Genomic DNA, 13,566 nt, shown 5'->3' with positions numbered 1-13,566 from the left:
CTCATTGATCATTCGATACCCGCATGGCGAGTTTCAACGCTTTTTGTTGCTCGCGCCGCAAGCGAAAAAACGCACTCAATTGGTGGGAGCAAGCATCAGCCAACACTCCCGCAGTAATCTCTATCTGATGATTCATCCCAGGATGGCGCAAAATATCCATCAATGATCCTGCTGCGCCAGTTTTCAAATCATTAGCGCCATACACCAAGCGGCGAATCCGGCTGTGCACCATGGCCCCGGCACACATCACGCACGGCTCCAGAGTGATATATAAAGTGGCATCTATCAGGCGATAGTTCTGCACTGCTTGCCCACCTTGGCGCAACGCCATGATTTCGGCATGAGCGGTTGGATCATTATCACGAATAGACCGGTTCCATCCCTCACCAATAACCTGATTGTCCAGCACCAATATTGCGCCCACCGGAACTTCGCCCTCTGCTTGCGCGCGCAGCGCTAATGCTAATGCTCGCTGCATCCAGTATTCATCGCTGTATTCCGCGGGCGAAGTACATTCAGAAGACAAATTCTTATCAGTAGACACATTAACCTCTCTGGCACTTTTGCGGCGTGCATTATACACAGCAATCGCTATCCCCACTAAATTCACTATAAAGTAGCTCAATACATGATGATCAGTTAATGTGCCGACAGAATAGGAAACATTCCTGATGTAAATGATATGCAACTATATGGAAGCCAGGTCAATGAAGCTCAGCAAGAAAAATGCGGCCACAGTACGCAAAACCCTTGATGGATGGGCCCAGGAAGGTGTAATTCCTGAAGAAGAGCATCAGCGTTTGTTGGCAAATATTGATGTTCAACCCTTTGACTGGCGCAGACTGGCGGGTTACGCCTTCCTTGCCGCGCTGGCCTCACTGGTCATCGCGATTGGCAGCCTGATGGCTGATACTTTCCTATTAGCCTGGATCAGCCAATTCTTCCGCTTTGATCCCCCCGTTCGGGTGATCGTCACGGGTATATTGGCTGCGGCTTTTTACAGTTGGGGCTTTTACCGCCGTCAACGAGACTCCAGTAAAATCTACAGTAATGAGGCCGTGTTATTTCTTGGCGTCATTATGACCGCCGCGGCTATCGGCCAACTCGGCATATGGCTGGATAATGGCAGTGGCCGTGTCTCGGTATTATTACTACTCGGCACCCTTATCTATGGCGTGGTCGGTTGGTTTGGCCGCTCGCCACTGGTATGGCTATTTGCCTTACTATCATTGGGGAATACTTTTGGCGCAGAAACCGGTTATCTGTCCGGCTGGGGCGCTTACTGGCTAGGAATGAGTTACCCTGTCCGCTTTATCGCCTTTGGCTTACTGCTTTGCGCCAGCGCGTTAACATTACAACCTCAATTAGCGGCACGCCGGCTGGATAGAGTTTCTCAAGCTATGGGGCTGCTTTATCTGTTTATTGCCTTATGGTTGCTGTCTATTTTTGGTAATTACGGCGATATCGACAATTGGTATCAAGTACGCCAGATTGAACTGCTGCATTGGAGTCTATTATTTGCTCTCGCGGCAGCCGCCGCAATCTGGCTGGGGTTAAAACGCGATGATGCCATGCTGCGCGGTTTTGGCCTGACATTCTTGGCCATCAACCTGTACACCCGCTTCTTCGAGTTCTTTTGGGATTCCATGCCAAAAACTGTCTTTTTCCTGCTGCTGGGGATCAGTTTATGGTTGCTGGGCAGACATGCTGAGCGGATCTGGCAGCTCGGCCACCACAAAAATGATGTGACTCACTAAAACACACGGCGAATAAAACGGCAGTGGGCTTTACCCCGCTGTCGTGATTCCCACCAAGATTTATTCCAATTGCTGTAATTCGCCTGTTTTACTCACCCGCCAGCGGTGCTCACAAAAATGCAGCAGTGGGTTATCTTGCTTGCTGTCACTGTAGCCACTGTGGAGTTTCAGCGGTATTCCCAAGCGCTGCTCTAATTGCACCACTTTTTCTGGCCCTAAGCAGCGCAGTGGCAACACCCATCCCCCATTGCGCCGCGCCATACGGCTGCCCACCAGCCGTAAACGGTGAATAAAATCCGAATCGTGATAAACCTGCTCGACCAGCCGTTGCGGTGAACCCGTAATCAGCCAAACCTGAGTATCTGTACTGTCCAGATATTGGCGTAATCGCATCATTACCACCGGAAATTCAGTCACTTTTTGGCGAAAATCATTCACAAAACGTAATTCCAGATCCTTCAGATGAGCTTCACGTCGACCAAAAGTTGTCGCCCACAGCAACAAACTCATGGGCCACCGAGCACATCGCCCACCAATCAATAACCCCAACCCAATAACCGGCAGCAAGGGGATGACCAACAATAGATTGAGTGGTAAATGGCGCAGCAGAAAGCGTAAAAAGCGGCCAAACATATCCTGCTGATGCAAAGTGCCATCTAAATCAAAGAAGACAACGCGTTTGACACTTTCCAATTGTGGTTCTGCCGCCATGTCAGCTTGTTCTGCACTCAAAACGTTAGTCATTGAAATCCCATAAATCTAGTCGATAAAATCCACCGGTATGGTGACAACCCTCGCGGCTAAATACACTATCACTTTACTAACCCCACGGGCTCGCGGCAACCCCAGCTAATCAGACTTACAATGCTGCGCGCAAATACCCATTATGCTGTTGTAAGCTCTGGCGGGCTTGTTCGGCACTGACACCTTTTAGAATCATTAAAATAGCCGGTTTAACTTCAAACTCAGTTTGCGACAATGCATTTTCAGCCTCAAGGCGGCTGGCACCGGTTGCTTCAATCACAATGCGGCATGCGCGGTCCACTAATTTCACATTAGTCGCCTTCACATCCACCATGAGATTCTGATAGACCTTGCCAAGCTTCACCATCGCGCCGGTAGATAACATATTCAGCACCAGTTTTTGTGCTGTACCCGATTTCATGCGGGTAGAGCCGGTAAGGGCTTCAGGGCCGACGACGGGCGAAATCGCGACCAGTGCCTCTTGCGCGATAGGGGAGTCTGGATTACAGGAAATGGCCGCCGTTGGGCACCCGAGTTGACGAGCATAACGCAGTGCGCCGATAACATATGGGGTGCGGCCAGAGGCCGCTAACCCGACCACCATATCCGTTGCAGTTAACTGTAAATCTTGCAAATCGCGCTCACCGAGTGACATATCATCTTCAGCTCCCTCTACCGCTTTGAGTAACGCACCAGGGCCACCAGCAATTAAACCTATCACCCTGCCATGAGGTACACCAAAGGTCGGCGGGCACTCGGAAGCATCTAAAACGCCAAGCCGCCCACTGGTACCCGCCCCCAGATAAATCAGCCGCCCTCCATCCTGCAAAGCTTTAGCTGCTAAATCAACCGCTTGGGCAATACTGGGTATCACCAACCGAATCGCCTCGGGGACTTTACGGTCTTCATCGTTAATGCGGGTCAACATCTCCAATGTGGAGAGTTTATCCAGATCCATCGTGGCTGGATTGCGGCTTTCAGAAACCAAAGCGCCCAAATTCATGATTTTTCCCTCATTGGATTTTTTATTCATAATAATTTAGTTGTAACTGAAAATAGGTAAAAGCGTGTGTTTTCTTGTCCCATTCACCGGACTCTCACAAAAAAAGAGTGTTATGCTCCATTACTTGGCCTTTGACTTCATTCTTTATGGGTATTATTAACCAACTTGGCAGAATAACGGCCCATATTCAGGAACTGATTTATGAGTAGTCTTCTTCGCATTCGTCAGCTCTATCCAACGCTGGCACAAAATGATCGTAAGTTAGCTGATTTCCTGCTGACTCATCCCGAGCAGGCACGCCATCTCAGTTCACAAAAACTGGCACAACAAACCGGTGTTAGCCAATCCGCCGTGGTCAAGTTTGCACAAAAATTAGGCTATAAAGGTTTTCCCGCACTGAAACAAGCATTGAGTGAGATTGTAGCTACACCCGAACAAGTCGTGACTCTTCACAATCAAATTTTAAGTACTGACAGTTTAAAAACAGTTGGCGAAAAGTTATTGGCCGAAAAGGCTGCTGCGCTACGAGCAACTTTGGATATCAATAGCGAACAACGTCTAACAGAAGCATTAGAGATGCTACGGGCGGCGCGAAGAATTATTTTGACCGGTCTGGGAGCGTCTGGTTTAGTGGCGAAAGACCTTGCCTATAAGCTGTTGAAAATTGGCATTATGGCCGTATCTGAGACCGATATGCATGCCCAACTGGCTGCCGTTCAGGCCCTGGATGGCCGGGATTTACTGCTGGCTATCTCCTTTAGTGGTGAGCGCCGTGAGATTAATTTGGCCGCAGAAGAAGCACAACGATGTGGTGCCAAAGTATTAGCATTGACCAGTTTCACCCCGAATAGCTTGCAGCAGAGGGCTGATCATTGTTTGTATACAATCTCGGAAGAACCCGCCATTCGCAGCGCTGCCATTTCGTCTAGCACCGCACAATATGCCCTGACTGACTTATTATTTATGGCGATGATCCAGCAAGACCTTGAAAGTGCACAAGATCATATTAAGCACAGTGCCGCGCTAGTGAAAAAACTGGTCTAAGGATACCAGAGGGGTATAATCCCCCGCTGTTAAGAATACCCGACCTAAGGTAAGAGGAATCATGGCCCTGTTGATCACTCGTAAATGTATAAATTGCGACATGTGCGAGCCGGAATGCCCTAACGAGGCAATTTCCATGGGTGCAGAAATCTATCAAATTGACCCGATGCGCTGCACAGAATGTGTCGGTCATTACGAAACCCCAACCTGCCAGTTGGTCTGCCCTATCGATAATACAATTTCTATCGATCCGGCTTGGATAGAAACTAACGAACAGCTGTGGGACAAGTTTGTCCAACTGCATCACGCCGATCGTTTGTAATCTCTCGAACTTTCCTGTGAAGTGAATTATCAGTGCCTCCGCAGAAGCACTGATAATAAAATCAACGTCTAATCCGCATTAAATAAACAGGCTTATCAGCAACACCATCGCCAAACCAACCACTGAGTTCGTCAGCTCCAGCAAGCCCCAGGTTTTCAACGTATCTTTAATCGACAGGTCGAAATACCCTTTAAACAGCCAGAACGAAGCATCATTAATGTGAGTAAAGGTGTTAGAGCCCGCCGCAGTTGCCAATACTAACAACGCCGGATCGACTGAGGTAATAGTATGCGTCACAGGGTCCATCACTGCGGCTCCGATAATACCTGCCGCTGTCATTGCCGACACAACCCCTTGCCCGGTTGAAAGGCGGATAAGTACAGTAATCAGCCAGGCCATGATATAAGGCGATACTCCGCCAGCTGACATCAGCATACCGATGGTATCGCCAATGCCGGTATCAATGATGACTTGCTTTAGCGCGCCACCCGCACCAATGATCAAGATGACCATGGCAATACCTTTCACCGCCCCTTCAAATGAGTGCATGACCCATTCCATCTTATGACCACGTCCGGTGCCAAACAAAACAAAAGCAACCAGCATCGCGATAAACATGGCAATTGGCGATGAGCCCACGAAGTTGAGGATGGTGTACGACGCCGTCCCTTTCACCAGCCAGATGTTGGCAACGGTCGTGAAAATCATAATAAAAGCAGGGATTAACGGCACCAGAATCGAAGTACCAAACGACGGCAAATTGTTTTCATCCAGCGGATTATCCGCTTTCAGGAAGGTTGGAATTGGCCGTTCCAGGTTGCCAAGGAATTTTGGCAAAATCAGCCCGGCACAAATAACAGAAGGGATGGCAACCAAAACACCATAGATATAAACCATCCCCATATCAGCACCATAGGCACTAACGAGCGCAACTGGCCCCGGCTGCGGTGGGAAAAGGGAGTGCGCGGTAGTCGCGGCCGCCACTGCCGGGATGGCTAATTTCAAGAATGGGATCTTAGCTTCAACGGCAATAGCAATAATCAATGGCGCTAAAATGATAAAGGCAACTTCATAGAACATCGCCAAACCAAAGATCAGGCCGATGATTATGACGGCAAACTCAACATACTTTAGCCCGAACCGGCGCAATAGCGTCTGAGCTATCTGATGAGCGGCCCCAGAATCCACCATAAGCTTGCCGATAACCGCACCGAATACGACGATTATTGCCAGTTCACCGAGTGTCCCGCCAAACCCCGCTTTAATAGTGTGCAGAAGTTTAAGCAAGTCCATCCCGGCGAGAGTCCCCACCAGCAGAGCTGCTAAAAGCAATGCAATCATTGAGTTAATCTGATAACGGATATTAAGCAATAGCATTAAGCCAATGCCCAATATCACCCATAGAATATTAATCCATTCCATTTTTTATTTTCCCCAGTAGTTAAACATCAATTTTTCTGATATCACTTTCTTATATTGGTCAGGCCAAATATGGTGATTTTTTATTCGTCGAAAATCGCACTCATACAGTTATTTTTGATCTCATTCCGTATTTACACGACCAAACTGCCGATGAAGCCCAACAATTTGGTATTACAAGTACCACCAATTGGCCGACCAAATGAAGTATTGGTTAACCAACTTGTCGGGCAGATCGCAAAATTAAGATTTATTCCAGTGAGTTTTCACCCAGTGATGGTGTGTAAAGTACACAAGCTCAGAATAGAAAATATGAAAGTTACCGGGGTCACGACTTAGCGTTGGATAGCATGAATAATAAAAAAGGGCGGCATTTTCATGCTCGCCCCTCAATCCCGATTCACTGCAATTTGGCAGCAATAGGAACTTTAGCTCTCGATAATCACAGTGGCACAGGCATAGCGCCGTTCGTCAGCCAGAGTCACATGCAACGATTTGACCCCCAGTTCAACTGCCAATTCTGCTGCCCGGTGATGTAAACGCAGTGTTGGTTTGCCCAATGCGTCGTTAACCACTTCGAACTGGTTGAATGCCAAACCATTACGGATACCGGTGCCGAATGCTTTAGCGGCAGCCTCTTTAACTGCAAAACGTTTAGCCAAAAAACGGATTGGCTGTTGGTGTTGCTGATAATGCTGCCATTCCGATGGGCTGAGGATACGCCGAGCCAGCTTTTCGCCACTGCGCTCAACCACTGCCTCTATTCGGGAAATTTCAACAATATCAGTACCTAACCCAAGAATAGCCATTAACGACGCGCTTCCCGCATCAATACTTTCATATCGGTAACAGCAGCAGCAAGGCCCGACATCACTGCCTGGCCAATGATTGCATGGCCAATATTTAGCTCATGCATCTCCGGCAAAGCGGCAATGGGTTGAACATTGTGGTAAGTCAGGCCGTGGCCTGCGTTAACTTTTAATCCTTTGCTGGCGGCATAGGTCGCTGCTTTGGCAATCCGCACTAATTCAGCCTGACGCGCCAAATCTGAAATAGCATCTGCATAAGCACCGGTGTGAATTTCGATGTAAGGAGCCCCAACAGCCACTGCGGCATCAATTTGGCGCATATCGGCGTCGATAAACAGTGAAACCAGGATACCGGCTTCAGAAAGTCGACTCACCGCGACAGTCATTTTATCAATTTGACCGGCGACATCCAGCCCACCTTCAGTGGTCACTTCCTGACGTTTTTCTGGTACCAAGCAACAAAATTGAGGTTGTAGCTCACAAGCAATATCAACCATTTCATCAGTGACAGCCATTTCCAGATTCATACGGGTCTGGATTGTCTGGCGCAAGATACGCACATCCCGATCCGTGATATGGCGGCGATCTTCACGTAAATGGACAGTAATACCATCAGCACCAGCTTGTTCGGCGATAAAAGCGGCCTGAACAGGATCAGGATAAATGGTCCCACGTGCATTTCGTAATGTCGCAATGTGATCAATATTAACGCCCAGCAACAAATCAGCCATGACAGCCCTCCAGATATGGATGCATCTTTAATAGGTTAATAAGCATGCAAAAATGCTTGCCAATAAACGCGTAAGTGCCTGGCAGTTTACACCGAGTAGACGGGCCGCGGATAGGCTACAGTAGGGGAAAGTTGATGATGAGCAGTGTAAACCGTGGAATGGCTGAGACTAGGACAAGGGTTCAACTGGGGGCTTAATGACAAATTGACGGAACAGTTCACGACTTTTGAGTGGCTTACCGCCCAAGTAGGGTTTCAGAGCAATACGCGTAAAGCGCTTGGCAGCACGTAAGGTATCAGCGTCAGGAAACTCACGGTTAGCCAGAGCCAATAATTGGCGACCAGTAAAACTGTAGTGATCAACAACCAAGCTGGCAATAAACCCTTTTTCTTCGCGGTAGCGGTAAGTCATGGTGTCTGATACCGGTTGACCACTGCCTGCGCAATGGAGGAAATCCACACCATAACCAAGGTGAGCCAGTATCGCCAATTCAAACTGGCGCAAAGCATACTCAGGCGAGCCATCGCTGCCTGCAAGTGATTGTAAGCAATGCAAATAATCGAAGAATAAAGCAGAGTAATTGGTTTGGTGTTCAAGGACGCGCGAAAGCAATTCGTTGACATATAAGCCGCTGTACAGCATGGAGCCGCTCAACGGAAGAGCCAGTGATACCGGCTCAGCACTACGTAATGTTTTGACTTCACCCCGCCCAGTCCAGCGGACCAGAAGTGGTGTAAAAGGCTGCAAGCAGCCTTTTAGATTAGAGCGACGACCCCGCGCACCCTTTGCCAATACCCGCATGCGGCCCTCCCCTTCAGTGAATAAGTCCAGCATTAAACTGGTTTCACTGTAAGGTCGCCCATGCAGGACAAATGCGCGTTGCCAGCCTTCCATCGGCGAGCCTTATTTCAGGTCGTCGGTATAGCCTAAGCTGCGCAATGCACGTTCGTCATCTGCCCAGCCTGATTTCACTTTCACCCACAGCTCAAGATGCACTTTGGCTTCGAACATCTGCTCCATGTCCTGGCGAGCTTCGATACCGATGGTCTTGATTTTTGAACCTTTATTGCCGATGACCATCTTTTTCTGGCCTTCGCGCTCCACCAAAATCAGCCCGTGGATGTTATAGCCACCGCGCTCATTTGGTACAAATTGTTCAATTTCAACCGTCACCGAGTAAGGTAATTCCTCACCCAAGAAGCGCATCAGTTTTTCACGAATGATTTCTGACGCCATAAAACGCTGGGAGCGGTCAGTGATGTAATCTTCGGGGAAGTGATGTCCAGCCTCCGGCATAAGCTTGCGCACGATGCCGGCAATAGTATCCACGTTCATCCCTTTCTCAGCAGAGATCGGCACAACATCGAGGAAATTCATCTGCTTGCTTAAGAACTGGATATGCGGCAACAGCTTACTTTTGTCTGTTACATTATCAACTTTGTTGATCGCCAATAACACTGGGCAATCTAAGCTGCGCAGTTTGTTAACCACCATTTCATCGTCGGCAGTCCAGTTCGTACCTTCAACAACAAAAATCACTAATTCCACATCACCAAGAGAGCTGCTGGCCGCGCGATTCATTAAGCGGTTAATGGCACGTTTTTCTTCAATATGCAGCCCTGGGGTATCAACATAAATGGCCTGATAAGGCCCTTCAGTGTGAATCCCCATAATACGGTGACGTGTGGTTTGCGGTTTACGTGAAGTGATGGAGATTTTCTGCCCCAACAATTCATTCAGCAAGGTAGATTTGCCCACATTCGGGCGACCTACAATCGCAATAAAACCACAATACGTTTTTTCTACTTCGCTCATTCAAGCTCCAACTGTTTCAGCGCTTGTTCCGCTGCCGCCTGCTCAGCTTTACGGCGACTTGAGCCGGTACCTATTACCGGTTCATTCAAGCCACTCACCTGGCAGTGGATAGTAAATTCCTGATCATGTGCTTCACCACGAACCTGCACAACCAGATAAGAAGGTAATGGCAGATGACGGCCCTGTAAATATTCTTGCAGGCGCGTTTTTGGATCTTTCTGCTTATCACCAGGGCTGATTTCTTCTAATCGACTGTGATACCAGGCGAGAATCAGCCGTTCAATCATATGAATATCGCTGTCTAAGAATATACCGCCGATTAAAGCTTCGACAGTATCTGCCAAAATTGATTCACGGCGGAAACCGCCACTTTTCAATTCACCCGGCCCAAGGCGTAAACATTCACCGAGGTCAAACTCACGGGCCATTTCGGCTAGCGTATTTCCTCTGACCAATGTCGCTCGCATCCGACTCATATCCCCTTCATCAACACGGGGAAAACGGCGATACAACTCATTGGCGATAACGAAACTTAATATAGAGTCACCCAGGAACTCCAAACGCTCATTATGTTTACTACTGGCGCTACGATGAGTCAGTGCTTGCAGCAAGAGCTCCTGCTGTTGAAAAGTGTAGCCCAGCTTCCGCTGTAGCCTATTTATTACGATGGGGTTCATGAGTTACCAATAGATCAAGAATGCGTCAAAAACTACAGCATACGGAACAGGTCTGATCGGCCAATATTACCAAGACAAAACTGTTTCGTTTGCAGTGGCTCCCATAAAAGAGCCAACTTTTATCGCTCGAAAGGTTATTCTACAACGAGTGGAAATATAATGCTGCGTTTATATACCCTGTTGACTTGAAGTTACTGCGGTATTAGCTGTTCTTACTCACCCGAATCACTGACTTTTGTCAGCTCATCGGGATTTGTTCGTTTGCTGCTTTGCTGTAATTTCAATGACTCAAGACAGGGTCAATATTAATGTATTCCACCAATACGACTTAAACGCACACCTGTTGGCCATTCACCTTCTTGCTTTTCAAAGCTCATCCAAATAGCAGTGGCTTTACCGACCAGATTACGTTCTGGTACAAAACCCCAGTAGCGGCTATCTGCGCTATTATCCCGGTTATCACCCATCATAAAGTAATGACCTTCTGGAACAACCCATACGCCTAATGGCTGATTAGGTTGCTGATAATAAGCACCTAGCTGCTCCTGACGCCCAGGAACGGTCAAAATCTGGTGTGCAACCGGGCCGAGAGTCTCAGTACGCTCACGCAAACGCACGCCACCATCCGGTACTGCCTGGTTTAACGGAATTTGGAAGAAACCAGCTGAAGCCTCGCCATTACCGCTGTAACGGAATGTTTGTACGAAATGACTTGGCTCAGATGCACTATAAGTAATTGGCAATGCACTGTCACAGGAAGTCCCGGTATTACACGCGGGTTGAACCGTCACTTCTTTACTAATTGGATTATAACTTACCCGGTCACCCGGCAAACCCACGACTCGCTTGATATAGTCCAAACGAGTATCGAGCGGATATTTAAATACGGCAATATCACCACGTTTTGGATGCCCGGTAGGAATCAGCGTGGTTTGAGTAATCGGGTCTTTAATACCGTAAGCAAATTTCTCTACCAGAATGAAATCACCGATTAGTAGCGTGGGCATCATCGAGCCAGAAGGAATCTGGAAAGGCTCGTAAATAAACGAACGCACGATAAATACCAGAGCCAACACCGGGAAGACTGAAGCACAAGTCTCTATCCAGCCCGGCTGTTTTGCAGCCGGCGACAGAGTCTTGCTATCTACCGCACTCCCCGTTTGCGCCTTGATCTCGGCAGTTTGCGCATTAACTGCCGCAATTTTCGCCTGACGGGCCGGTCCCCATTTAAATCGCTCGAAGCACCAGATAATCCCTGTCAGCAACGTTGCTACCGCTAAAATCAAGGCAAATATGTTAGCCATCAAAACTCCTTATTTACTGTCTTTTCCGACATGCAGAATAGCCAGGAAAGCCTCTTGCGGTAATTCAACGTTACCGACCTGCTTCATACGTTTTTTACCGTCTTTCTGTTTCTGCAGAAGTTTCTTCTTACGGCTAACGTCACCGCCATAACACTTCGCCAGTACGTTTTTACGTAACTGTTTCACAGTCGAACGGGCAATGATGTGGTTGCCGATAGCCGCCTGAATAGCAATGTCAAATTGCTGGCGTGGGATCAGTTCTTTCATTTTCTCAACCAAATCACGGCCTCGGTACTGCGCATTATCACGATGGGTGATCAACGCCAGAGCATCCACTCGCTCATTATTGATTAATACATCAACACGCACCATGTCAGAAGTCTGGAAACGTTTGAAATTATAATCCAATGAAGCATAGCCACGAGATGTCGATTTCAGACGATCGAAGAAATCGAGAACCACTTCAGCCATTGGGATTTCATACGTCAGTGCGACTTGGTTACCGTGGTAAACCATGTTGGTCTGCATCCCGCGCTTTTCAATACACAATGTAATAACATTGCCCAAATATTCTTGGGGCAATAGCATATGACATTCGGCAATTGGCTCGCGCAGTTCTTCAATATTATTCAAGGCAGGCAGCTTGGAAGGGCTATCAACATAAACCGTTTCCTGAGAAGTCGTAATCACTTCATACACTACCGTAGGCGCTGTGGTGATGAGTTCCAGATCATACTCACGTTCCAAACGCTCCTGAATGATTTCCATATGCAGCAAGCCAAGGAAGCCACAGCGGAAACCAAAGCCCAATGCTGTCGAACTTTCTGGTTCATAGAACAAAGAGGCGTCATTAAGACTCAACTTGCCCAATGCATCACGGAAAGCTTCATAGTCATCAGAGCTAATCGGGAACAGACCGGCGTAAACCTGTGGTTTGACTTTCTTAAAGCCAGGTAATGATTTCTCAGCCGGGTTACGGGTTAAGGTCAAGGTATCGCCGACCGGCGCACCGAGAATGTCTTTAATCGCACAGACCAACCAGCCAACTTCACCGCAGTTCAGCACATCACGATCAATACGTTTTGGCGTGAAGATACCCAGACGCTCAGCGTTATAGCTCTGGCCGGTACTCATCACCTTAACTTTATCGCCTTTACGTAACGAGCCATTCTTGATACGAATTAATGACACCACACCTAGATAGTTATCAAACCAGGAGTCAATAATCAGTGCCTGCAATGGGCCATCCGGGTCGCCCTTAGGTGGCGGAATATCACGCACCAGCCGTTCGAGAATATCAGGAACCCCTACGCCGGTTTTTGCTGAACAGCGAACAGCATCAGTAGCATCAATACCAACGATATCTTCAATTTCTTCAGCAACTCGCTCAGGATCAGCGGCTGGCAAATCGATTTTGTTCAGAACGGGAACAACTTCCAGGTTCATTTCCATCGCGGTATAGCAGTTAGCCAGGGTTTGCGCCTCAACACCTTGCCCTGCGTCAACCACCAATAAAGCCCCTTCACAAGCCGCCAAAGAGCGGGAAACTTCATAAGAGAAGTCAACGTGGCCGGGAGTATCGATAAAGTTGAGCTGATAGGTTTGACCATCTTTCGCGTGGTAATCAAGTGTCACGCTCTGCGCCTTGATGGTAATACCACGCTCGCGCTCCAGATCCATGGAATCCAGTACTTGAGCGGCCATTTCTCGCTCAGTTAAACCGCCACAAATCTGAATAATACGGTCCGACAGTGTCGACTTACCGTGGTCAATATGGGCAATAATAGAAAAGTTTCTTATGTGCTTCATTTATATGAATTTTTCTCTAGTCGTTGTCTTTAATTGATTATTGGTGGACACAGCGATGGACTCAAACCCAAAACTACCCACATAAATATGCACGCATCTTACACTGTAAGTCAGTCTCGTGAAAGGCATCAC

General features: G+C 48.0%; 14 protein-coding genes. 3 read left to right on the top strand and 11 right to left on the bottom strand.

Annotated features, from left to right (window positions below):
• Position 1: 1 nt before the first annotated feature.
• The gene (tadA, locus tag F0T03_RS05535; RefSeq protein ID WP_145555007.1) at positions 2 to 583 is read right to left on the bottom strand and encodes a tRNA adenosine(34) deaminase TadA; all 582 of its coding nucleotides are present in this window, start codon (positions 581 to 583) and stop codon (positions 2 to 4) included.
• Between the two features lie 124 nt (positions 584 to 707).
• Here tadA and F0T03_RS05530 point away from each other — a divergent pair, with 124 nt between their 5' ends.
• A complete protein-coding gene (locus tag F0T03_RS05530) occupies positions 708 to 1,757 on the top strand; it encodes a DUF2157 domain-containing protein (RefSeq protein ID WP_159677403.1) in 1,050 nt (349 codons plus the stop codon).
• Positions 1,758 to 1,817: 60 nt separating this feature from the next.
• Here F0T03_RS05530 and yfhb read toward each other — a convergent pair whose 3' ends face one another.
• Positions 1,818 to 2,501, bottom strand: a complete 684-nt coding sequence (yfhb, locus tag F0T03_RS05525; protein WP_162526883.1) for a phosphatidylglycerophosphatase C — start codon at positions 2,499 to 2,501, stop codon at positions 1,818 to 1,820.
• Positions 2,502 to 2,616: 115 nt separating this feature from the next.
• Positions 2,617 to 3,534: an N-acetylmuramic acid 6-phosphate etherase gene (gene murQ / locus F0T03_RS05520; RefSeq protein WP_281347278.1), complete on the bottom strand. Its 918-nt coding sequence runs from the start codon at positions 3,532 to 3,534 to the stop codon at positions 2,617 to 2,619.
• Between the two features lie 171 nt (positions 3,535 to 3,705).
• Here murQ and F0T03_RS05515 point away from each other — a divergent pair, with 171 nt between their 5' ends.
• Positions 3,706 to 4,548 carry a MurR/RpiR family transcriptional regulator gene (locus F0T03_RS05515; protein ID WP_145555010.1) on the top strand — a complete coding sequence of 281 codons (843 nt, stop codon included), beginning with the start codon at positions 3,706 to 3,708 and terminating at the stop codon, positions 4,546 to 4,548.
• 61 nt (positions 4,549 to 4,609) lie between these two features.
• A complete protein-coding gene (locus F0T03_RS05510) occupies positions 4,610 to 4,870 on the top strand; it encodes a YfhL family 4Fe-4S dicluster ferredoxin (RefSeq protein ID WP_145555011.1) in 261 nt (86 codons plus the stop codon).
• 78 nt (positions 4,871 to 4,948) lie between these two features.
• Here the strand turns inward: F0T03_RS05510 and gntP are convergent, their stop codons facing one another.
• From gntP to lepA, 8 genes are all read right to left on the bottom strand, one after another.
• Positions 4,949 to 6,292: a gluconate permease GntP gene (gene gntP, locus F0T03_RS05505; protein ID WP_159677401.1), complete on the bottom strand. Its 1,344-nt coding sequence runs from the start codon at positions 6,290 to 6,292 to the stop codon at positions 4,949 to 4,951.
• A gap of 425 nt (positions 6,293 to 6,717) precedes the next feature.
• Positions 6,718 to 7,098, bottom strand: coding sequence for a holo-ACP synthase (gene acpS / locus F0T03_RS05500; RefSeq protein WP_145555013.1), 381 nt, complete (start codon positions 7,096 to 7,098; stop codon positions 6,718 to 6,720).
• Complete coding sequence (gene pdxJ / locus F0T03_RS05495) at positions 7,098 to 7,829, bottom strand: pyridoxine 5'-phosphate synthase (protein ID WP_145555014.1); 732 nt, start codon at positions 7,827 to 7,829, stop codon at positions 7,098 to 7,100. Before pdxJ ends, acpS begins: the two co-directional genes overlap by 1 nt.
• 168 nt (positions 7,830 to 7,997) lie before the next feature.
• Complete coding sequence (recO, locus tag F0T03_RS05490) at positions 7,998 to 8,723, bottom strand: DNA repair protein RecO (protein ID WP_159677400.1); 726 nt, start codon at positions 8,721 to 8,723, stop codon at positions 7,998 to 8,000.
• A gap of 9 nt (positions 8,724 to 8,732) precedes the next feature.
• Positions 8,733 to 9,644, bottom strand: a complete 912-nt coding sequence (gene era, locus F0T03_RS05485) for a GTPase Era (protein WP_145555016.1) — start codon at positions 9,642 to 9,644, stop codon at positions 8,733 to 8,735.
• Positions 9,641 to 10,321 (bottom strand): ribonuclease III, encoded by a 681-nt coding sequence (rnc, locus tag F0T03_RS05480; RefSeq protein WP_145555017.1) that lies wholly within the window; start codon positions 10,319 to 10,321, stop codon positions 9,641 to 9,643. The genes era and rnc overlap by 4 nt, the downstream gene beginning before the upstream one ends.
• 305 nt (positions 10,322 to 10,626) lie before the next feature.
• Positions 10,627 to 11,625, bottom strand: a complete 999-nt coding sequence (gene lepB / locus F0T03_RS05475; RefSeq protein ID WP_159677399.1) for a signal peptidase I — start codon at positions 11,623 to 11,625, stop codon at positions 10,627 to 10,629.
• A 9-nt stretch (positions 11,626 to 11,634) separates the two neighbouring features.
• Positions 11,635 to 13,434, bottom strand: a complete 1,800-nt coding sequence (gene lepA, locus F0T03_RS05470) for a translation elongation factor 4 (protein ID WP_145555019.1) — start codon at positions 13,432 to 13,434, stop codon at positions 11,635 to 11,637.
• Positions 13,435 to 13,566: the final 132 nt, after the last annotated feature.

It is taken from the genome of Yersinia canariae, from assembly GCF_009831415.1.
GTDB classification, from domain to species: Bacteria; Pseudomonadota; Gammaproteobacteria; order Enterobacterales; family Enterobacteriaceae; genus Yersinia; species Yersinia canariae.
The sequence above is the reverse complement of the archived record's forward strand: the minus strand, read 5'-3'. Positions and strand labels throughout refer to the sequence as shown.